The sequence below is a fragment of the Actinotignum schaalii genome (assembly GCF_028864145.1).
GTDB classification, from domain to species: Bacteria; Actinomycetota; Actinomycetes; order Actinomycetales; family Actinomycetaceae; genus Actinotignum; species Actinotignum schaalii_B.
This window is the reverse complement of sequence record NZ_JARBHJ010000001.1, coordinates 108460-130172: the sequence shown is the minus strand read 5'-3', so window position 1 is coordinate 130172 and position 21713 is coordinate 108460. Positions and strand designations below refer to the sequence as shown.

The following is a 21713-nucleotide window of genomic DNA, read 5'->3' as shown; positions in this document are numbered from 1 at the left end:
AACAGTGCGTGGGATATGCGGTGGGCGCGCGGTACGCGCGTGAATATTCAGGCACGCACTAGGCACGGTCATGGCGACGACGCCGCCCGCCGGCCCGCGGGCGCATCGGGCGCATCGGGCGCGCATGCTATCCGCGCGAGTAGGCATTCCCCCCGTATCCGGCCAGGTAACGAGCCCGTGAGAGCCAGTGTTCGGCTTCGCGCAGCCTCCCGAGGGCATCGTGTTCCCAGCGGGTGCCGTCGGTGCGCGCGGCCCCGGCAACGAGGGAGAGGGTCACTCCGGCAGCCCGCGCGTATACGGGAGCGGCAGGTAAACGCTGTTCTAGTAGGGCGCACCACTGCCCCAGGATGGAACGCAGGTGCGGATAGGCGGTCGGAGCCAGGTGAGGCAGCACGCTCATATGCCCGAGCAAGCAGGCCCAGTCGTCGGCGCGATATCCCGGGCCGAGGGAATCCACATCAATCACCCCCGCGATCCACCCGGTAGGCGCGGCCGCGGGTGCGGGCGCGGGAGCGTGCGCGAACGCTGGCGCGGGTGCGAGAGCGGGCGCGAATGCTGGAGCGGACGGGCCGCGCTGCACGAAAATATTGGCTTCGTAGAAGTCTCCGTGCACGGGCACGATGGGTCCGGGATCGAGGCTGGCCATCATCTGCGTCACCCCGCTGGCTACCGCGTGGGCACGAGCTGCGATACCGGGGAGCGCAACCGCGGCAGCGTGCGCGTAGTGGCCTACCCGGTCCGCCCAGGCCGGGCGGTGCGTGAGGTGGACGGCCGCGGCCGGCAGGCTTTCTTGGAGATTCCAGAGGGTGTCGAAAAGCGCGATGCTGTGCTCCCCCAGCCCGCGTGCCAGCCAATTCGCCAGCGGTTCGCCCGGGAGGGTAGAGATAAGGACGAGGCCGCTCGGGTCTTCGCGCACCACCCGCGGGGCCAGCACCCCGGCTTCCCCGAGCATGCGATGGCGTTTGGCCAGGGATTGCGCGGCGGGCGGGCGCAGCACCTTCGCGAATACGCTTCCGCCACTGCGGGTGGTGACTTTGACGACGGCGCGCCTGGTAGGCCGGTAGCTCTTGAGCTCGACCGCAGCTTTTTCTCCCAAAAATGCCGATATCCGGCTCGGGGTGACGGCCAGCGGCAAGGCGGGAAGCTCTGGATCATTGGGGTATTCCCACACCCAGACGGCGGTGTCCCGGTGGGTGAGGCGAACGAGGGTCGGGGTGAAGGTTTGAGAGAGCTGCGCGGTGGAGGCACAGAGGTATTTTTCCCGCGGGCTACCGGTGGGACGCCCGCCTTCTCCACGCGCGCGGGCGGTCACGGTGTAGCTGACCGTCACCCCGGCCCCGGGGCGGTGATTGACGCGGTGGACCGCCCAGGAACTGAGCTGCCAAGCGGGAAGAGCGGTGGCGAGCATCGACCCGGCGTCCGGGCCGGTGAGCAGCGCCAAATCAGCACTTTCCGAAGATGCAGCCATAGAACAATAGTGCCGCATCCACCCCGGTGGCACAATGCGGGCGCGCGGCGTGGGAAGATGGAGGGGTGCGTGACCTTGCAGCCCTCCCCAAAGCCCATGTGCATCTGCACTTCACCGGCTCGCTCAGCGTGCCCAGCCTCGTGGATATGGCCCGGAGCGCCGGCGTGCGCCTGCCCGAGAACCTGACCGATAACGTGGCGATGCAGGTGCCCGCGGACCAGCGGGGATGGTTCCGATTCCAACGTGCGTATGATGCTGCGCGCGCCGTCGTACGATCCGAAGAAGCAATGCGGCGTATCGTACGCGAAGCAGCTCGAGCCGACCGGGCGGAAGGATCACGCCGCCTCGAAATTCAAATCGACCCGACCTCCTACGCACCTTACGTCGGCGGTATTACCCCGGCCCTCGAAATTGTCCTAGACGAGGCGAAAGCGGCCACCCGGGATACCGGTGTTGATATCGGGATCATCGTGGCGGCCTCGCGTACCCGCCATCCCCTTGATGCCCGCACCCTGGCCCGCCTGGCTGCCCGCTACGCCGGGGACGCCCCCGGTGAGGTCGTGGGTTTCGGGCTCTCCAACGATGAGCGGCGCGGGCGCACCGCGGAATTTGAGGCAGCTTTCCGCATCGCCAGGCGAGCCGGCCTGCGTTCAGTTCCCCACGGCGGGGAATTGCTCGGCCCTGAGCATCTGCGCGAAGTCATCACGCACCTGACTCCGGACCGGCTCGGGCACGGGGTACGGGCCGCCGAGGATCGCCGCCTCATTGCCGAAATTGTGGAGCGCGGGATCGCGCTGGAAGTCTGCCCCGCCTCAAATGTGTCGCTCGGAGTGTTCCGGGAAAATGAGGATGTTCCCCTGCGCACCCTCTTCGATGCCGGGGCGCTCATTGCCCTGGGTGCCGATGACCCGCTACTCTTCCTGGCCCGCCTCAACGACCAGTACGATATTGCGCGCCGGCAGGGTTTTTCCGATTCCGAACTGGCCGAATTGGCCCGGCGTTCCATCCGGGCCTCCTTCGCCTCGGCCTCCGCTAAGCGCGCCTGGCTCGCGGAGGTTGATGCGTGGCTGGAGGCAGATAACTAGGCCTCGAGGCCGCCAAGCACCACCGGTTCGGGGTGGAGGACCACCCCGAAAGCTTCTTTCACACCCGCCTGGATTTCCCGGGCGAGGGCGCGTAACTGGGAACCGGTAGCTCCCCCGGCATTGGTGAGCGCCAGGGTGTGCTTGGAGGAGAGCCGCGCCGGGCCGTGCCCGTAGCCGCGGGTGAACCCGGCGTGCTCAATCAACCACGCGGCGGACGTTTTGACCAGCCCATCGACCACCGGAACACCACCGCTCAGGGTTGCGTGCGCGGCGTCGTGCACCTCATACCGCGGGGCATCGTGCGGAAGTCGCTGCGCGTACGCGGTGGTGAGCACCGGGTTGGTAAAGAAGGAACCGCAGGAGTAGGTATCGCGGTCGGCGTTATTGAGGACCATACCTTTGCCGGCGCGCAAGTCCAGCACCGCCTCACGCACCCGGTCCGAAGGCACCCGCGCCCCAAGCTCCACCCCGAGGTGGCGAGCCAGCTGGGCGTAGCCGATGGGATCGGACACATTCGAAAGTTTCGTTTGGAAGGTTACCTCGAGGACGATATAGCGCGGGCTAGGCCCGTATTCCCCAATGGTTTCCTTGAGGATCGAGGTGCGATACCCCAGGCGCATATCCGCAAGAAACAGGGTGCGGATGCGTTCTTCGCGCCGGTCATAGACCTTGAGACGCGCGAGCGTGGCCGCCACTTCCTGCCCGTAGGCCCCGATATTCTGCACCGGCGCCGCCCCAACACTCCCGGGGATACCAGAAAGCGCCTCAAAACCGCCCCAGTCCTGGGAGATCGCGTGGACCACGAGGTCATCCCACGGAGTTCCGGGCAGCACGGAGAAATTCGCGCCTTCGCAGCTACCCAGCGAGTCCAGCACAATTCCAGAGCGCATATCGCGCAGCACAATCCCGTCGAAATGGCTATCGGCCGGGAGGATATTCGAGCCGCCCCCGATCATGAGGAGCGGGATGCCGCTCGCGTCCGCGCGGCGCACGGTATCCACCACCTCGGCTTCGGTGGTGGCTTCAACGAGTTCGGTGAACGTACCGCCCACGCCGATGGTGGTGAGTTCAGCGAGGGTGCTTGCGCCGCGGCGGGCTCGGGTGGAGAGGACCGGCGCGCTCACGTGATGCGGTTCGGGAGGTTCGGGAAGAGTACAGCTCATTGTTCTAGCCTACGGCTTTAGCGGCGACGGCGCAGCTGTGGCCCGCGCACTGCCGGAACGACGGCGCAGCCCGGGCCACCGGAAAAGCAAAAAGGGAAGCCATTGAGGCTTCCCTTGAGCTGTGCCATCCCAACCGGGCTAAGCCCGGTGAGAGACCATCACGCCACCGCGCTTTTAGCGGGTTTCGCGATGGTTCGTGGAGGCATTGCACCGCGAGCAGTACTTCTTGAGCTGCAGACGATCCGGATCGTTGCGGCGGTTCTTCTTCATGATGTAATTGCGTTCCTTGCACACCTCGCAGGCGAGGGTGATCTTGGGACGCACGTCAGCAGACTTGCTAGCCATTCCTTTTTCTCCTCAAGGTTGTGCCCTACTGGTACTCAGTAGCGGGGGCGGGGATTGAACCCGCGACCTCACGATTATGAGTCGTGCGCTCTGACCATCTGAGCTACCCCGCCTCATGTCACCGCATGAGGCGGCAACGGAGCCCCGAAAGAGAATCGAACTCTTGACCTTCTCCTTACCATGGAGACGCTCTGCCGACTGAGCTATCGGGGCGATGCCGATTTCGCAACGAGTACCAAGCTTACTCGATTCACGCTGAAAAACCAACAGTGAGAGAAATGTGAAACAGATCAACCATTTCGACATTTCGTGGCGGGTGTAGGATTCGAACCTACGAAGCGTAACGCATCTGATTTACAGTCAGGTCCCTTTGGCCGCTCGGGAAACCCGCCAATATAACTTCCGAAGAAGTATTTATCACCCGCGGAAGAAAGGCTAACTCACCGCCCTTCCGTAAGGCACCAGATGAGATTACCCAGGGAGGAAAGTTACTGTCAACTTTTGAGGCGGGAACGTGGCCACCACCACTCTCCTCGCCTTTAAGGCAGCCGGTGAATCCATTCGGGGGTGGAGAATTTCTTGTCGTAACGCTCCTGGGCCACGCGCAGATCCTCCGCGGTGATCTCCCCCTGGCTCGCCCCGTATTTCTGGGTGAAAACGTCCTTGAACACCTCGATAATGGCATCGCGCGCCATCCCGGTCTGACTCTTCATGGGATCCACGCGCTTATTCGCGGAGCGGTGCCCGCGGTTCTTCTTGCCCGCGCTTCCCATATTGAGCACGTCCATCATCTTGTCCGCGTCGATGTCATAGGCGAGGGTGACGTGGTGCACCATGTAGCCGGTCGCGAAGTGTTTCTGGGCCGCTCCGCCGATTTTGCCACGGTCGGAGGCGATGTCGTTGAGGGGGACGTAGTGGGCTTTTACCCCCACCCGTGCAAGGGCCTCGATCACCCAGGAATCGAGGAAAGGATAGGACTCCAGGAAAGACATCCCATCCACGAGCGCGGTGGGTACCACCAGCGAATAGGTGATGCAGTTGCCCGGCTCCATGAACATGGTGCCCCCGCCGGTGATACGCCGCCCCACGGTGATGCCGTGGCGATCCACCCCGTCCTGATTGATTTCATTGGAATAGGACTGGTAGGAGCCCATAACCACGAGCGGGCGATCCCATTCCCAGATGCGTAAGAACGGCTTGTGTTCCCCGCGCGCCACCGCTTCGGGCAGGGTTTCATCCATGGTCATATTGAGAACGGGGTGGATGACCGGGGTGTGGAGAACCTCAAAATCGATATCTTCCCAGGCCAGAGCGTGGCCCACCGCGCGCCGCACCGCTACCGCAACCCCGCGTGAGCTCAGTCCGAAAAGGTTATCGGTGGGCAGCACCGCCGCCTCCACCGCCTGGGTGATGGCCTCCGCGGAAGAATCCGCGTCCAGACCTTCGATTGCTTCGGTGATGCGCCACAGCGCGCTATCCGGTTCGATGAAGAAATCGCCGGAGAGGCGAACATTCGCGAGTTTGTTATCGACCACATCGAGGTCAACAATCGCCATTTTCTGGCCGAGTTCCTTGTATTCGCCGTGCATGAGCGTTCTTCTTTCTGTCACGGATAGGGAGGGATAAGCGGATAGTTAGACAAGTGCGCCGTCGTGCGACTCCCCGCGAGAAATCGCGGTCATCGTGTCACGGTTGACCACCTTGACCCGGGCGCGCCCCTGCTGGGCTCCGAGGTTTTCTTCGAAAGCTTCCAGGAGCTCCCACCCTTCCCAGGTGGTCCATTTCACACCACGTTCGGTGAGGAGGTCAAGGAGCCCACGCCCGCCCGAGCCATCCCCGGTGGCGCGCGCGATTCCAGCTTGAGCGTCGGCAATAAGGTGGCGAATGGTTTGGCGCGCATCGGATTTCGTGGAGCCGATCAGGCCAACGGGGCCGCGTTTGATCCACCCTGTCACGTAGTAACCGGGAATGGTCTCCCCCGTTTCGGTGATGATGCGACCCTCCACATTCGGGATAACCCGATGGATCGGATCCCAGGGCAGCCCGTCCAGCGGCTCGGAAGCGTAGCCGATAGCGCTGTAGACCGCTTCTACCGGGTAATCCACGGTTTCTCCAGTACCGGCCACGGTGCCGTCCCCCCGCAGCTGGGTGCGTTCCATGCGGATCCCGGTCACGTGATCCGTGCCGAGGATTTCCACCGGGGCCTGCATGAGGTGAATATGAATTCGACGCGGGGAGGTCATCTCCTCCGGGTCGTTGAAAACCCAGTCGGTGAGGAGGTCCACCACTTGACGGGTCATCTTCGAGGAATCCAGAGCCTCTTGAGACCCGGCATCGTATTGGAAATCTTCGGGATACACCTGAATATCTACCCCGGGCACTTCGCTCAATTCGCGCAGCTCAAGCGGGGTGAACTTCACCTGGGCCGGGCCGCGCCGCCCAAAGATATGCACGTGTTCGACGGGGTTGGCGCGTAGCCCGCGCTCCACATTCTCGGGAATATCGGTGTGGGCGCGCAGGTCATCCACAGATCGCACGAGGATGCGGGAAATATCGAGGGCCACATTCCCCACTCCGATCACCGCAACGTTGCGGGCGTTGAGGGGCCAGGTGCGCGGCACATCCGGGTGGCCGTCATACCAAGAAACGAAATCTGCGGCCCCGTAGACTTCCGGAAGATCGGCGCCCGGAATATCGAGGGGTACGGATTGATCGGCGCCGGTGGCGACGACGACGGCATCGTAAAACTCGTGAATTTCAGACATGTGGACGTCTTCCCCGATTTTTACGTTCCCGAGGAAGCGAATATCGCCACGCTTGAGGATGGCATGGAGGGCTTTGATAATCGAGCCGATGCGCGGGTGGTCCGGGGCAACCCCGTAGCGAACCAGACCGTAAGGGGTGGGGAGCTTATCGAAAAGGTCAATGCTGACCGGGATATCGGATTTACTGAGGATATCCGAGGCGTAAATCCCGGCCGGTCCCGCGCCGATCACCGCTACCCGATAGGGGCGTTCCCGTGTGGCCTGCTCAGGTGTGGCCTGTTTGGTTGCTGCCGGCGAATCCTGCTCCGATGCGGAATGCGAAGTGGCGTGCTCCGGGGCGGGGGATGTATGTGTCACGGCTAACTCTCCTTCTGCGTTCACCTCCCCTATCTTAGCGAGCCGCGCTCACTGCGGGCAGGGTGGTACTGGGGAACATCGAGCCGCCCAGAATGGTACTGCACGACAGAAAACCGGGTGGTGACTGTAGCTCCAGTACCATTTTGTGATCCGATCCGATGATAGGCAGTCAGTTCTGCCGAGGCTCTCAAAAAGCAACACCTCGACATCGCGGCTCGCAGGATGCAACCCGAGAACAGCGAATCCCACAGGATGCAACCTGACGACATGAAATCCTATTAATTATGTAGATAGCGTTGCACTCTGTTGTCGAAGGCGGCTGCGCATGGTCGGGTATGAGCCGGGCATAAGGCGAGGGACCGGGCATGACGCTCGATCCCTCGCCTTAGTGTGTATTCGTGGCTTCAGCCCGCTTATATTCCGCTAGTAGTATCCCGCTCTTCAGTGCGGGAAGCACGGCACGGGCCGCCGCCGGGTGCGGTGTTTAGTGCACCGTGGTGTCGAGACGAATAATCCCGTAGGTCCAGCCGTGGCGCAGGTAAACCGCGCACGGTTGCTTCGTTTCTTCGTCAATGAAGAGGTAGAAGGGATGCCCCACCATTTCCATTTCATAGAGAGCCTGATCCACGGACATGGGATTGGCTTCGTAGAGCTTATCGCGCACCACAACCGGGGAATCCCCCAGCTGGGTTTCTACCGCTTCCCCGGTAGTCTCGGGACGGGTGGGATGCGCTGCTTCCACTTCTACTTCGGGCCTTGACTCCGCCTGGGCTTCCGCCGCGAGATCCTCCGCGGTAAGCGTGAGCGGTTCGCCCACCTTCTCAACCACGCGCCGATGGGACTTGCGGCGATCACGCGAGCGGCGCAGCCGCTCGAAAAGCTTTCCGGATGCAAGATCGAGGGCGCTGTACTGATCAGCAGCTGAGGCCTCAGCCCGAATAACCGGGCCCTTGTCAATAACCGTGATTTCGATAACTTTCGAGTTATCCGCTTGGGCGGGGTTCTTTTCCTTCGACACCTCTACCTCAACGCGCTGAGCACGCGGAGCGAACTGTTCCACCTTCGCGATTTTTTCTTCAATGTGATTGCGGAAACGGTCCGAAACTTCAGTGTTCCTACCCTTGACGATAATCTCCACGGTGTCCTCCTTGGGATGTAGTGGCGGGCGCGCGGCCCGCTGAAAAAAATGCCCGCTTCTCACGCGGATAAGAGAGGCACCACCCCCTATCCTGGGTCACCCGGTGCGCGCCTGGATCAACGTTCGCCATTGCTCGTTTCACCCGCTAACGCGGCCGGCACCGTTATTTCTTGGCATTAAGTGTAGTTCAGTTCACAACATTCGGAAAGGGCTGGAGCAGCGATAACGCTGTGCGCGAGTTCGCTGGACGCGGATCCGGAGCCAGGGCTAGGACCAAGGCCGCGAGCACCTGCCCACCAGCCTGCGCGATGGCACGGGCACAACCAGCCAGGGTAGAACCGGTGGTCAGAACATCATCAACGAGGATAACCCGCCCGGGGATGGTGATACCCGGGCGCAACCGGATTCCGCGGCCTTTTGCGGCCCGCTCGCGCTGCCCGGCAAGGTGACGTTTTCCGGCCCGGGCCCGCTTTTCTTTCGCCGCGTGTAGTGCCCGGTCCCGCAACTGCGCCGGCAGCATGCTCAGCACACCGTTGCCAGCACCAAGCGGCGCACCACCCTGGGTTTCACCGCTCAGGAGCACCGGTGCGGCCCGCGCATCTACTCCCCCGGCACCCAGACCCCGCGCTGCGGCTTGCGCTAAATGCCCGGCGATGAAACGCCCGGACCGGTGGCGCGCCGGCCCGGAGGGCGCGGGAATAACGCTGAGCGCCGTGCCTTCCCACAGCGGGGCGAGTTGCCGGCAGCGCTGCGCGAAAAGAGTGGCGAAGCGGGCGGTGAGTGCGGCGTCGTTCCCGTGTTTCCAAGTGAGGAGTGCCTGCCGGCGTACCCCGATATATTCCCCCAGGGCGAAAACCGGGAAAAGGGCTTCTTCATCACCGTTGGGGAGGATCTGCATGAGGGCCGGGGCGCGGCCTTCCCCGCCGCGCCAGCTGCCGGCTACCTCCCGGGTGCAGACCGGGCACAGGGTGGTATCCCAGGCCCCGCATCCGGCGCACCAGCGCGGAAAGATAAGGTCACCGAGAGCAGTGGCCCAGGAGCGCAGCGTAGCAACAAACATGGCTCCAGCGTGCCGCATGTTTTCCGCGAACGCAGCCACGGGCCCGCGGGCTGTGGATACACGCAGCGTTCGGGAAGATTGTGGATAGCTACCCGATAAACCCGGCTACCCCGGCTACCCCGGCTACCCCGGCTACCCCGGCTACCCCGGCTACCCCGGCTACCCCGGCAGCACGATATCCGTGACGCCGGTGGCAACCGGGCGCCAGGCCCCGCCGTCGCGAGTGGCAACAACCTGCTGGTCGGTGAGGACCACGATCGATTGTTCCCCGCGCCCGGCGGTCAGCCGCACCGACCCCGGATAGGGGGTGACGTTGAGGCGTTCCATGGGCCCGCCCACCCGAACTGCGAATATCAGCGGATCGGTACCGGCCGTGGCGCGTCCGAGCACCGCGATATCCGTACTGGAAATCCAGGCCACCGAACTCACATCCGCCAGGCGCTGCCCCACCTCTAGCGGATCTCCGAGCGCCGTCGGCTCGTGGCGGGCATCGCGCTGAATAGGAGCAATAAGCATCTGCACGGTGTCCCCCACCTGCGCCACGATCAGCAGCCGCGCGCCTTCGCGGGAAGCCCGCACTTCCCGAATCCGCGCCCCCTTGAGGAAAGGCGCGGTCAATTCGCGCACTCGGCCGTCATCAGCCGCGGCCAGCACCACGCCCTTGTTATCAACCTCGGAAGTCCACACCCAGCCCCAGTAGTCGTAGGAGGGCTCCACCAAGTTTTCCCCGCGCACCATCGTAAAGGGCTGGAAACCGTCGGTACTTACCCGTACCAGGGCATCGCGCTGGGCGGTGAGCAGGGCGTAGGAGGCCACCGAATCGGAATAATTCCCGGCCATGCGAGCCACGTGAATATCGTCGAACACACCGCTGGTAAAGACCGGGCGGGTTTTGCCTTCTTCCACCTTGTAGGGCCGGTTATTCTCCAGCACCGTAAGGTCATACGCACCGTAAGGGTACGTGGGCAGGTCCGCGATGGCGATGGTATCCAGCGGCTCACCCGAAACCGTGATATTTACCGAATGCACCGGCACCACGCTCTGGCCGGTAAAGGAACGCTGGATTTGCTGCACGGCGCGGGCCTGGGATTCTCGGCTGAGGGTGGAGATTTCGGCCGTGACATCCAAAGTCAACACGCCGCTTTCCAGTTTCGGGCTGGAGGCCATGCGCAAGGTGGTCGGAATTTCCGAGTGCACCGCATCGGCAAGCCAGGGCGAAGGACCGGCCAGCAGCCCGGCAATCGTGGAGGAAATAAAGGTCATACGCGGGTAAAAGCGCAGGTCGGGAACCATGGTATCCGAGCCGGGCCCGATGAAGTAGAGCGGGGTACGCACGTACATCGAGGCGAAGAGGCTATCGGTCATCATGATGCCGTCTTCCAATTCGGCAATGCGCCATTCGCCGCTGGCATTACGATCCAGTTTGAACGTGGTGGAGTGGATGGCGTCCGTGGATGCCTCGGTGTAGCGCCCGCCGGTGTCCACGGTCCCCTGCGCGGTCACCGAAATAACATAGGTGCCGTCCTCCCGTTGGGTGGGGGAAATGTTTTGAGAATTCGGGTACACGCGCACCTGGGAGCGCGGGTTCCAGGTGCGGCCGGCTTCTTTGGTGAGGAATTGGCGGGCGGTGGCGTAATCATCGCCCGCCCCGCTGCTCCCGGCCAGCAGGAAACCGCGGATCACTTCTTCGGGTGAAGCGCCGGTAGCCGGGCCGGCCGGGGTGAGACCGAAAACAGCTTCTTCAGTGGGAGGCACGCTCGCCTCATTAACCGGCCCGGACCGCGGCAGTCGCCCACATCCGGCCAGCGCCAGGATCATCACGCTGAGCAGCGCCGCGAGGGCACGCCCCACCCCGGGTTTCTTCAGCACGTGCGCGTTCATGCCTCCTCCTTTCCCGCTGGCCCGGTGGGCGCTGCTGTTCCGGTAGGCGCCACTGGCCCGGTGGGCGCGCTCGCGCTTGGCGCCGTCGTACCGGACACACCCGTACCCGTTGCAGCGGATTGAGGCGACGACGCCGCAGCGGCCCCGGTGCTTGCGTCCGCGGCCGCTACCGCCCTCGCGCGGATCGCAGGAATCGTGCCGGTAGTTCCCACCGCGGTCAGGGACCCGGTGGTATCCGCACGCACGATTTCAATGGGAATATCCCCGCTATCGTCCCAATCTTCCGCGGCCGCCACCCGCAAAGGCAGCGGCGGGGTGAAGGCTGCTTTCTGGGTACGGGGCACGGTGAGGAGGAACGTCGATCCCACCCCCAGTTCGCCGGTGGCTTGCAGGCGACCCTCGTGGAGCAGAGCATCCTCGCGAGCGATGGTCAGGCCCAGGCCAGTTCCCCCGGATTTTCGCACCCGGGAAGTATCAGCACGCCAGAAACGATCAAAAACATGAGAGGCCTGCTCGGGGCTCAAGCCGATACCGCGGTCGGATACTTCCACCGCCACCGCGGTATCCGAACCCACCACCCGCACTTTGACGGGGCCTCCTTCGGCATGTTCCACCGCGTTGACCACCAGGTTGCGCACGATACGTTCGATACGGCGCGAATCCACGCTCGCCACCGTTTCCCCGCGCGCGGACAGCGTGACGGGCACCCCGTTCGCTTCGATGAGGGGTGCCTGGGAAATAATCACGCGCCGCACAATTTCTACAACGTCGATTTTGCTGGTTTCCAACACCATCGAACCCGCATCGAAACGGGAAATCTCCAGTAGGTCGGAGAGCATGGTGTCCAGGGAAATAAGTTGGGAATGCTGGAGCTCGGCCGAGCGGCGCAGGCTGGAGGGAAGTTCGGAGCGCTTATCGTAGATGAGCTGGCCGGCCATCCGGATGGTGGTAACCGGGGTGCGCAATTCATGGGACACCGCGGATACGAAATTCTGCTGCACCTGGGAGAGCCGCTCGAGGCGCGTGAATTGATCCTGGAGAGATTCTGCCATCTGGTTGAAAGCGGAGCCGAGCTGCGCTAATTCATCTTCCCCGCGATCATCCATCCGCACATCGAAAGCACCCCCGGCCAGCTGGCGGGCATTTTCCGCCGCGGCCCGCACCGGCTTCAAGACCACATTAACGAGCACACCGGTGGCCACCGCCACGATGGTAAGAAGCGCGACAGTGGCGAGCATAAGCACCCGAGACACCTGCGCCACCGTCACCTCTTCGTTTTCTAGAGAATAGAGCGTGTAAAACTCATACATTCCAGCATTGGGAAGGCGCACGGTCGCACCGATAAGAATCCCGGGCAGGGTGGCCTCCTCCCCCTTCGCAATAGCAACCGCCTGCCATTGCGGGCTGGAAGATTCCTGCACCGCCTCCCGTAATTCCGGGGTGAGCACATCCATGACGGTTGCGGGAGTGGGCGCTCCCACATCAGCTACCAGGTAGTTACCGGTATTCTGCCCCGGAGAGCGAATGAGGGCCGTGCCCACCACCCCGCGGATCGGCTCGAATTGGGAGCGCACCTGCGCGTTCGCGATTTCTTGGACCGCCCCGGAAGTTTGGGCATTAGCTGAGTCAAAAACATATTGGGCTTGGGAGCGGGCACCGTAGAATTGCTCGGTGGCAGCGCTGACGGCACGGTCATAAAGTTGCGAACGCGTTTGGTTGGCAACAATAACCGCGGTCACGATGCTCGTGAGCACGCCGATAGCCACAATCGCGGAAACCACCCGCGCGTTGAGGGAGGTGCGCCAGGATTGTGAAAATGAGGTGAGCGCGCCACGCCCCATGCTCCCGAGGCTGCGATGGATATAGCCGCGCCGCGAAAATTGACTCACTCCTGGGTTGCCCCCGCCCGGTACCCCACCCCGCGCACGGTAATAACCACCTCGGGGTTATCAGGATCCTTTTCCACCTTGGAACGCAGGCGCTGAATATGCACGTTCACGAGGCGGGTATCGGTGGACTCGTGGCGGTAGCCCCACACCTGTTCCAGGAGCTCTTCGCGGGAGAACACCTGGTAGGGCTTGCGCGCCAGGGTGGTGAGCAGCTCAAATTCGAGGGGCGTTAGGTGGAGATCTTCCCCGTTGCGCGTGACCTGGTGGGCGCGCGGGTCGATAACCAGATCGGCAACCCGCAGCGTTTCCACTTCCGGTTCGGTGCGCCGCAAGCGCGCCTTAATGCGCGCGAGGAGCACCGAGTTCTCAAAGGGCTTGGTGACGTAATCATCCGCCCCGGCTTCCAGGCCGGCCACCACGTCCACCGAATCGGTGAGCGCGCTCATCATAATGATGGGCACATCGCTTTCTTCGCGCAGCTGGCGGGCCACCTCCACCCCGCTCATTCCGGGCAGCATGACATCCAAAAGCACAATATCCGGTGTTTCTGCCCGGAAAATAGGCAGCGCATTGGTGCCGGTGGCACACACCGTCACGGCGTATCCCTCCGATTCCAGCAGGATCGCCACCATTTCAGAGATACCGGGATCGTCATCGACCACAAGAACGCGCATAGTCATAGCGCCATTTTCTCACGTTCGTGGCAATCGTGCAGAAAAATGCGCGAATAGCGTGCGGAAGGGGCGCGCGGCCGAAGATGCGCCGTCGTGCTCGAGTCTTGCTAGTTGGCAGCCGGCTCCCGTGCACACAACAGCTAGTCGGCTGCCGGCGTTTCCGGCTCCTCACCGCGTACCACGCTCAGGCGCGGGCGCACCGCCACATCGGAGGGGCGGCTCACCCGCCGGGTGGCGCGGGTGGGTTCGGGTGGCTGGCGGGTGGCGGTTTCCCGGATGGCATCCGCGAGGGCCATGAGGTCGGTATCCGAGGGCGGGGCCGGTTCAAATTCGGTGCGCAAGCGGATCATCTGCCAGCCGCGCGGGACCGTTACCGATTCCGCGTGCGCTTCGCACAGGTCAAAGGTGCCCGGGGCGGCCACCGGTGAGAGCGGCCCGATCACGGCGGTTGCTTCCGCGTACTGGTAGGTCAACGTGGCAACAGCCGGCTGCTGGCACGTGGTGCGGGAACACTTTCTCAACGGACTCACGCCTTAGACGTTAGCACGCCCGTGTAACCTTGGGGTATGGACACTTTTCCTTCCACGCCTCGCCCCCGCCGCCGTGATCGGCACGGACGGGGAATTCAAGGACCGGTGCTCCCCTATACCCTGCCCGCCTGGCGCACCCGCGCAGATAAATTCGACGACATCATCGCCTCTGAATTAGCGACGTATCGCGCCCATTTCGGTGAAGAAATGCGCGATCTTGATTTCGCGGTCATGGACGTTCCGGCTTCCGATCCCTCCCCCTGGGAGGATGGGGTGCCCCTCGCGCGTCTCCTTCCCTTCGAGCGCGGCGGCGCGGTGCGGGCCCGCCTGCTGTTTTACCGGATGCCAATGATGCGCACCGCGATGGCCAGCCCTTTCCCCCGTATCGTCATTCACGATATCGTCACCGAACAGCTTGCCGCGGCGATTTCCCGCCACCCCGAGGACATCGATTTTTTGCGGCGCGGTTTTTAGTTCTGGCGCACCGCGACGCGGGCGGAGAGCGCTTCACGCTGGTCCGCGACCGCGCTCACCCAATCAATTCCGCTCGCCCCGCCTGCTTCCCCGTTCGGGGCAAGGACAAGCACGGCGGCACTCACCGGGTTTTCCGCCTCGATGCGGTAGCCGCGCGCAGCTTCGGGTAGTTCCACCGCGGTGTACCCCGAAACTTGGGCATCTACGGGGTCGAGGTCCACGCCGTCGGCTCCCACCGGGGTGATTTCCACGTGGCCGCGCCCGGCAAGGGCCAGGCGGGCCGGGCCGGGCCCGAAACTTCCCGCGGTGCGGGCGGCCGGGGCAACCGGGCTGGCCCAGGCCACATCTCCGCCGCCGCTCAGCGCCACACCCGCGGCGAGGGCCTGCGCCCCGCGCACCTGCACCGCGTAAGTGCCCGGGTCGATACCGGCCAGGGTGAGGTCCATAACCGAATTTGCGGCAATCTCCACGTCCTCCCCACCGGGAAGGGTGCGGGTGGTGCCGTTTTCTCCGGTCAGTTGCACCGTGAACGTAGTGGCTTCGCCCGGGTTGGCAATACGCAGGGTGGAACCCTCCGGGATCCCTGGGATGGTGAGCTCCGTGGCGGCGGGGGCCCCGGTGGTGAAATCAACCCCGGCACCGCTGGTGCCGGAAATACGCTGATTTTGCAGGGTCGCCCCGAAAGTGCCGGCCGGGGTGCTCAGGTGGAGGGCGAGGCGGGAGTCCTCAGCGAGCAGCCCGTCCAGGGTGTGACGTACGGTGGAGCGCCCGGGAACGGCCACCCGCACCGTGCCGAGCGGCCCGGCACCGCCCAGGCCGTCGACCCGCACGGTGATAGGCGCGGCGCCCGGATTGGTGAGCAGAAGCTGGTTGGAGTACCCCACGCTGGTGGCCGAAGCGGTGATCCACAGGTCCCCCGCCCCGCTCACGCAGGGATTAGCGGCCAGGCCGCGCCCGTTACCGCCCTGGGCACTGTAGGCCACCGCGCCGGAGAGGACCTCACCGGGATCGGCACTCAGGATCGTTCCGGTGGGAAGCGCGGCGCGCGCCTCCTTATCCGCGGTGCCGAAAAGCAGCACCTGGGTGGCGATGTTGTCCGCGTTTGCCGCGGGCGTGCCTTCCACGGTCATACCCGCGGAAATAGTTTGTTCAAATCCACCCCCGCACAGCAGCTGGGTGGGGGCTTCTCCCGCGCTGGCCACCTCCGCTTCTACCGCGCGGGGTGCGGCGGTAGGAAGAACGACGGCGGCCGCCGCTACCGCGGCGCCGATTCCCACCACCCCGAGTGCGCTACCGGCTCGCACCGTCAGGTGCCGCCAGCGCGCCCCGCGCCCGCTGGCGCGCCCCGCTTCGGCTGCATCACGAATCTGATCCATTACTCGACCACCTTCCGCCGCACAGGGATGGCGACCACGAGCGCTGCGGCCACGGCAAGGATCCGCGCTGCGGCCACCAGCCCGTCCCCGGTGCGGTTATAGGAGATTGTCAGGCGCCCGGAGCTCCCGGGTGGAATCTCAAAAGCCTGGGCCCATCCCGCGTTATAGGTGGGGAGGAGCTGGCCGTCCAGGCGAGCCTCCCAGAGCGGATCATGCCGTTCGGCCAGGCGCACAATCCCGCCGCTGCGCCCCGCCCGCTCGGAGAGTTCGGTATCCGCGCGGTAGCGCCCGGCGGGTAGTGCGCTGCCGTCCAGGGTGAGGCGCGCGGCGTCCACGGCGCGCGCCTCGCTGCGGGTGAGCCGCCAGGAAAGCTGCTGCTCATTGGAGCTGATCATATCGAAACGCCCGGTTGCGCCCAGGGCGCGGGCCAGCTCTCCGGCGCGCGGGGCCTGGGCGGGGATGACCACGTAGGAGATGGCGTGTTCGGCTAGAGTCTCTGCGGCGCGCGGGTTTCCGGCGTTCATATCGGCGACGGCGCTGGCTAAGTCCGCTGCGGCGGCGTCATTCGCGAAGCTTCCTTCCAGGGCCGCGAGCGCGCCGACCATGGTGCTATCGGTGAGTTGGCGGCCCGGCCCGCGCCAGATTTCGGCGCGGATACCATCCTCAGCCGGGTAGAGCGCCAGGACCCGTACCCGGTCCGGGGAGGATGCTTCGAGGGTGGCGGCAGCCGGCACCTGCCGGCCGGTTTCTAGGTGCAGCTCGGTGGTGCCGGTGAGCGCGCGGCTGAGGTAAAGACCCGACCCAGCCAGAGCACTGAGGATGAGCACCGCGACGGATCCGAGCCCCAGGAGCTGGAAAAGCCCGAAGGAGCGTCCGCTCATATCGGTACGCAGGCCGTCCCCGGCACTCACCAGGGCAATCCACAACCCGCCAAAGGCCACGCTCAAGCCGATACCGCTCCAGGCCGGCGCGCTGAGTGCGGTGGCGCCGTCGTACACCCGGGCCACGGAAACGTGAGTGGAGGCAACCGCCCAGGCGAAACCGGCCGCGGCAATAAGCCAGCCGGCGCGGATGCGCTGCCAGTTGCGGGCACGCCCCAGGGCCAGCACCGCGATGACCACGAGGCAAGCCGCGCAGATCATGGCAATCTCCCCGAGCCACGGGAGGGAGTTCGGCTGGGTGAGCGGGAAGAAGGAAAGGAGATCGAGCGGGACCGGGCGGGCGGCGAAGGGCTCTCCCGGAGTGGCGAAAAGCAGCCGCCAGTTTGCCTCCAGCCCGGGAATGACCACAACGGCCGCCGGGATCACCACCCACAGCCAGCGGGCACGCCGCCAGCGCAGTGCCCCCACCAGCGCAATGAGAAGAAGAACGGCGAGCATCACCGGGGCGGCCGCGGCCAGGTAGATACCGGCCAGCGCCGCGGTGCCCAGGCCCGCGGTGGATTCGATACGGTCGCGGGTGCGGGGCAGGCGCCACACGGATAGCACCGAGGCGGCCAGCACCGGCAAGAGAATATGGACGAGCGCTCCGGCCACATGGCCCGCGCTCAGTGCCCCCACCAGGGGCCCGGCTCCGGCCCACACCAGGCCGGCCACCGCGCGCACGTGCGGGGAGAAGGTGAGGGTGCGGGCCGCCCAGAAAGCCGTCATGCCGGCCAGCACGGGCGCGCCGAGAAGCAGGAGTACCGCCGCGTCCCCCAGGGTGCCCCCGAAGGGTTGTAGTACCAGGGCCAGCGGGGAAAGGAGGGTCCACAGCGCGTCGATGCGCCCCGGGGTGCCATCCCCTACCGCGAGCCAGCCGGGCAGGCTGGCGCGCAGCAGTTCCGTGCCGCTAAGGGCATCGGGGCGCAGCGCCCCGCCCATCAGGTACCCGCCGCGCAGCAGCGGGAAGGCAGCCACACCCGCCACGAGGGCGGTCAGGAGGAGGACGGTGCGCCGGGCGTGTGCGGTGGACCGTCGCCAGCGCCGTCGTTCTGCTTCTTCGAGTGGATTCGGACGCGCCACCAAACGGATTTTCTCCCGTTCACTGCGTGTCATTTCGCGCCGGGCCGCACGTACATCGCGCCCGCGCGCTTCGAGGGCCGCGAGTCCGGCGCGGCTCTTTTCGGTACGACGGCGCCGCCGGCGCGCCCGCACCAGCGCGGGAAGGCTCGTGATCAGGCGGGCGGCCCCGCGCACTTCACCGTCCGCAAGCCGTGCCTCTTTCCCGAGGAGGCGCACCAGCGCCCGCACCGGGGCGAGCAGCACGTAACCGAGGAAAAGGAAAGGCGCGAGCAGCGCGGGCGCGGCGAGCAGCGCGTTATAGAGTTGCGCGGCGCGGCGGGCCGCGAAAGAATCACGGCCGTCGTTTCCGAGGGACACACGCGCGTGGCGCACGGTGGCGGCAGGTTCGACGACGACGCGCCAGCCCGCTCCGCGCAAACGCCGCGAAAGTTCGAGTCCGTCCCCGAAAGGCCCCAGCCAGGTATCGAAACCGCCTACGTCGCGCAGGGCGCTGGCGCGCACGAGCATGCCGGCGCTTCCCACCGCGAGAACATCAGAACGCCCATCCAGCTGCCCGCCGTCGCGGTCGTCCAGGGCCACTTCGGGAACCCGCCGCGCGCTGCGGGTGGCGCGGATTCCGACTTCCAGAAGCGCACCCGGATCGGACCAGTCCACCTGTTTGCAACCCACCGCGCCAATATTCGCGGCGTTTTCCAGGGTGCGGGCGAGATTCGCGAGGGCATCCGGGGCGGGGGCGCTATCGTCGTGGAGGATCCAGTAGGCGTCGTAGCCGGTGGTGGATTCTGCGCTGCTGGATTCTTCGGTATCGCGCGGTTCACCGCCCGTTGCGTTACGACTATCCGCGGCAAGCGCCTCATTGACCGCCAGCCCGAGTTTTCCGGTGAGCACGCTGATGGCATCGGGTTTCCGGGTGGAGGATTCCAGCGCGGCGAGGGTGTCCTCCAGGTAGGCGGAGCCCGGCCGGGTAATAACGAGAGCGCGAATTCTGAACTGCATTGCTGTTGATGCTACGCCAGCGCGGGCGCTGGGCGGTTATGCCTCGCCGACGCGGCGGCGTTGCCGACTCAGGCGCCGGCGGTCATTATCCGACATGCCGCCCCAGATACCGTGACGAATATCATGTTGGAGGGCGTATTCCAGGCATTCCTCCCGCACCGGGCATTCGTGGCAGATCGAGGTGGCGGGGGCGGTGGAGCCGCCTTTTTCCGGGAAGAAAATATCGGGATCGGTTTGGGCACACAGCGCGGATTCACGCCAGTGCAGGGATGCCGAATCGGCCTTCTCATAACCGAGGTCGAAGATATCGAGCATGGCGTCCTGGGCGTCCTGCGGCGTCAATCCGCCGTTCCCCGCGACGCGCAAGCCGGGATTAATCCTCCGCACATGTCCTCCTCTAACCAAGGTGTCTTTATAAATTACAAGCGTGTCATACCCCAAAAGTCAAGCGAAAGCGGTATATTGCCCACCCGAACTTTCGTTCGAGTGCGGCGTGTTGCCGCGTCCGGGCGCGCCTTGTGCCGCTTGGGCGATTTGCTCACAATCACCGCGGGCGTAACCGGCCCGGCCGGTGGCGCCCGGCCTGCAAATAGGCAAAAATGACCCTATGCGTGGAATCATTCTGGCCGGAGGCTCCGGCACTCGACTTCATCCCGTTACGCTGGGCACCTCCAAGCAGCTGGTACCCGTGTATGACAAACCGATGATCTACTATCCGCTGAGCACCCTGATGCTCGCCGGGATTCGTGACGTCATGGTCATTACAACACCCGAAGATGCCCCGGCCTTCCACCGGCTCCTCGGGGACGGCAGCCAATTCGGCATCAGCATTTCTTTTGCAGTGCAGGAAGTGCCCAACGGCCTGGCTACCGCTTTCACCATCGCCGCCGATTTCATCGGTAACGAACCGGCCGGGTTGGTGCTCGGAGATAATATTTTCTACGGCCCCACGATGGGCCGCCGCTTGGAACGCAATACCAATCCTGATGGTGGCGCTATTTTTGCTTACCATGTCTCGGATGCGCGCGCCTACGGCGTCGTCGAATTTGACGAGAATTTCAAGGCGATCTCCATTGAGGAAAAGCCCGCCCACCCGAAGTCCAATTTCGCGGTGCCGGGTCTGTACTTCTACGACAACGACGTTATCGAGATCGCCCGCAACCTCGAACCGTCCGCACGCGGGGAATACGAAATTACCGATGTCAATCGCAAGTACCTGGAAGCTGGCAAACTCAAGGTTGAGGTGCTCGACCGCGGTACCGCGTGGCTAGATACCGGCACCTTCGATTCCCTCGCGGATGCCACCAGCTTCGTACGCACCATCCAGGCCCGCCAGGGTCTTTCGGTGGGCTGCCCGGAGGAAGTGGCCTGGCGGCGCGGATTCCTCACCGATGCGGAACTGCGGGAACGCGGGGAGAAACTGCGTAAATCCGGTTACGGGGACTACCTGCTCGGGATCCTGGAAGCCCAGCACGATATTCCTTCGGCAAGCTACTAAAGCGCTACTCGAGCGAGCCCGCCGGGCGCGTGACTCGGGTCTGCTCAAGCAATCGGGGCGGCTGACATGGTGTCGGCCGCCCCGTTCGTCTACCGAGCTAGTTCACTAGCCCGGGTACTCGACTAGCCCAGGTACTCCGCGAGCACGCTTGGGGCCGCGGCTTCCCAGCGTTCCTTCCAATCCCCGATCGGCTCGATACCGGCCCGGCGCAGGGCACCGTGCGAGAGCACCGAGAAATGCGGGCGCGGGGCGGGGCGGTTGAAAGCAGCCGCCGTCGTCTCCCCTACCATCGCCGGGTCTTTGCCCAGCGTCGAAACGATCTCGCGGGTGAAATTCCACCAGTTCGTCTTTCCCGAGGATGTTCCGTGGTAGGTCCCGGAGGGAATATTCGCCTCGACCATGCGGTAAATCAGATCCGCGAGGTCCACGGTCCAGGTGGGCTGGCCCACTTCATCGGTCACGACGGACAGCGCATCGCGTTCGGAGGCCAGGCGTGCCATCGTCTTCGGGAAACAATTACCCTGCGCGCCGTAGAGCCACGCGGTCCGCACGATGTAGTAGTCGTCCGTTTCGGCACGCACCGCCCACTCGCCTGCGGCTTTGGTGCGCCCGTAGGCACCCTTGGGGTTCATGACGTCATTTTCTTCGTAAGGGTCCACGGCGTCGCCGGAAAATACATAATCGGTGGACACCTGCACCAGTTTCGCGCCGATGCGGGCGGTGCGCCGGGCCAGGATCTGCGGGCCGGTTGCGTTGATGGTGAAGGCCGCAGCCTCCTCGCTTTCGGCTTTATCTACGGCTGTGTGCGCAGCAACATTAACGACGACGTCGACCTTATCGACCAGGTGCGCTACCGCGGCCGGATCGGTAATATCCAGCTCGCTCTTATCCACGGCGAGCACGTTCTGCCCGCGCTGTGCGAGCAAAGCAACGAGATCCTGGCCGAGCATTCCCCGACTTCCGGTAACCATCCAGCGCATGGGTGTCCTTTCCTTGTCTATACCCGCGTAA

18 protein-coding genes and 3 tRNA genes are annotated in these 21713 nt (G+C 64.5%); 3 read left to right on the top strand and 18 right to left on the bottom strand.

The annotated features are described in order from the left end of the window. Positions 1–127: 127 nt before the first annotated feature. Positions 128–1468, bottom strand: coding sequence for a phosphotransferase (locus PWJ82_RS00560; RefSeq protein WP_274734853.1), 1341 nt, complete (start codon positions 1466–1468; stop codon positions 128–130). A gap of 65 nt (positions 1469–1533) precedes the next feature. Here PWJ82_RS00560 and PWJ82_RS00555 point away from each other — a divergent pair, with 65 nt between their 5' ends. Next, positions 1534–2553 (top strand): adenosine deaminase, encoded by a 1020-nt coding sequence (locus PWJ82_RS00555; RefSeq protein WP_274734851.1) that lies wholly within the window; start codon positions 1534–1536, stop codon positions 2551–2553. Here PWJ82_RS00555 and PWJ82_RS00550 read toward each other — a convergent pair. The 13 genes from PWJ82_RS00550 to PWJ82_RS00490 form a co-directional block, all read right to left on the bottom strand. Then, complete coding sequence (locus PWJ82_RS00550) at positions 2550–3716, bottom strand: UDP-N-acetylmuramate dehydrogenase (protein ID WP_274734850.1); 1167 nt, start codon at positions 3714–3716, stop codon at positions 2550–2552. The genes PWJ82_RS00555 and PWJ82_RS00550 overlap by 4 nt on opposite strands. 174 nt (positions 3717–3890) lie before the next feature. Further along, positions 3891–4061: a 50S ribosomal protein L33 gene (gene rpmG / locus PWJ82_RS00545; RefSeq protein WP_274734849.1), complete on the bottom strand. Its 171-nt coding sequence runs from the start codon at positions 4059–4061 to the stop codon at positions 3891–3893. A 39-nt stretch (positions 4062–4100) separates the two neighbouring features. Further along, positions 4101–4174, bottom strand: a tRNA-Met gene (locus PWJ82_RS00540). Positions 4175–4201: 27 nt separating this feature from the next. Beyond that, positions 4202–4274: transfer RNA gene (locus PWJ82_RS00535), tRNA-Thr, on the bottom strand. A 97-nt stretch (positions 4275–4371) separates the two neighbouring features. After that, positions 4372–4453: transfer RNA gene (locus PWJ82_RS00530), tRNA-Tyr, on the bottom strand. Positions 4454–4600: 147 nt separating this feature from the next. After that, the gene (locus PWJ82_RS00525) at positions 4601–5650 is read right to left on the bottom strand and encodes a lipoate--protein ligase family protein (RefSeq protein ID WP_274734848.1); all 1050 of its coding nucleotides are present in this window, start codon (positions 5648–5650) and stop codon (positions 4601–4603) included. 45 nt (positions 5651–5695) lie between these two features. After that, the gene (locus PWJ82_RS00520; protein WP_274734861.1) at positions 5696–7057 is read right to left on the bottom strand and encodes an FAD-dependent oxidoreductase; all 1362 of its coding nucleotides are present in this window, start codon (positions 7055–7057) and stop codon (positions 5696–5698) included. A 610-nt stretch (positions 7058–7667) separates the two neighbouring features. Further along, on the bottom strand, positions 7668–8321 hold the full coding sequence (gene hpf, locus PWJ82_RS00515) for a ribosome hibernation-promoting factor, HPF/YfiA family (RefSeq protein ID WP_274732818.1): 654 nt from the start codon (positions 8319–8321) through the stop codon (positions 7668–7670). Between the two features lie 187 nt (positions 8322–8508). After that, entirely contained in the window at positions 8509–9381 is an 873-nt protein-coding gene (locus tag PWJ82_RS00510; RefSeq protein WP_274732820.1) for a ComF family protein, read from the bottom strand. Positions 9382–9540: 159 nt separating this feature from the next. Beyond that, complete coding sequence (locus PWJ82_RS00505; RefSeq protein WP_274732821.1) at positions 9541–11262, bottom strand: LpqB family beta-propeller domain-containing protein; 1722 nt, start codon at positions 11260–11262, stop codon at positions 9541–9543. After that, positions 11259–13151: an MtrAB system histidine kinase MtrB gene (gene mtrB / locus PWJ82_RS00500; RefSeq protein ID WP_274732822.1), complete on the bottom strand. Its 1893-nt coding sequence runs from the start codon at positions 13149–13151 to the stop codon at positions 11259–11261. The genes PWJ82_RS00505 and mtrB overlap by 4 nt, the downstream gene beginning before the upstream one ends. Then, positions 13148–13831: an MtrAB system response regulator MtrA gene (gene mtrA, locus PWJ82_RS00495; RefSeq protein ID WP_126135025.1), complete on the bottom strand. Its 684-nt coding sequence runs from the start codon at positions 13829–13831 to the stop codon at positions 13148–13150. Before mtrA ends, mtrB begins: the two co-directional genes overlap by 4 nt. Before the next feature lie 134 nt (positions 13832–13965). Continuing rightward, positions 13966–14355 (bottom strand): DUF3499 domain-containing protein, encoded by a 390-nt coding sequence (locus PWJ82_RS00490; protein ID WP_126135026.1) that lies wholly within the window; start codon positions 14353–14355, stop codon positions 13966–13968. A 36-nt stretch (positions 14356–14391) separates the two neighbouring features. Here PWJ82_RS00490 and PWJ82_RS00485 point away from each other — a divergent pair, with 36 nt between their 5' ends. Continuing rightward, positions 14392–14829 (top strand): metallopeptidase family protein, encoded by a 438-nt coding sequence (locus PWJ82_RS00485; RefSeq protein ID WP_039898916.1) that lies wholly within the window; start codon positions 14392–14394, stop codon positions 14827–14829. Here PWJ82_RS00485 and PWJ82_RS00480 read toward each other — a convergent pair. From PWJ82_RS00480 to PWJ82_RS00470, 3 genes are read right to left on the bottom strand one after another with little or no spacing between them, the layout of a single operon-like run. Continuing rightward, positions 14826–16205, bottom strand: a complete 1380-nt coding sequence (locus tag PWJ82_RS00480; protein WP_274734847.1) for a DUF5719 family protein — start codon at positions 16203–16205, stop codon at positions 14826–14828. The two genes, PWJ82_RS00485 and PWJ82_RS00480, sit on opposite strands and share 4 nt — an antisense overlap. Then, positions 16205–19204 carry a glycosyltransferase gene (locus tag PWJ82_RS00475; protein WP_274734846.1) on the bottom strand — a complete coding sequence of 1000 codons (3000 nt, stop codon included), beginning with the start codon at positions 19202–19204 and terminating at the stop codon, positions 16205–16207. Before PWJ82_RS00475 ends, PWJ82_RS00480 begins: the two co-directional genes overlap by 1 nt. 36 nt (positions 19205–19240) lie before the next feature. Next, positions 19241–19591 carry a WhiB family transcriptional regulator gene (locus tag PWJ82_RS00470; protein ID WP_016443139.1) on the bottom strand — a complete coding sequence of 117 codons (351 nt, stop codon included), beginning with the start codon at positions 19589–19591 and terminating at the stop codon, positions 19241–19243. Between the two features lie 220 nt (positions 19592–19811). Between PWJ82_RS00470 and rfbA the strand changes: the two genes are divergently transcribed. Further along, positions 19812–20702, top strand: a complete 891-nt coding sequence (rfbA, locus tag PWJ82_RS00465) for a glucose-1-phosphate thymidylyltransferase RfbA (protein ID WP_126135029.1) — start codon at positions 19812–19814, stop codon at positions 20700–20702. Positions 20703–20824: 122 nt separating this feature from the next. Here rfbA and rfbD read toward each other — a convergent pair whose 3' ends face one another. Continuing rightward, on the bottom strand, positions 20825–21682 hold the full coding sequence (gene rfbD / locus PWJ82_RS00460) for a dTDP-4-dehydrorhamnose reductase (RefSeq protein WP_274734843.1): 858 nt from the start codon (positions 21680–21682) through the stop codon (positions 20825–20827). Positions 21683–21713: the final 31 nt, after the last annotated feature.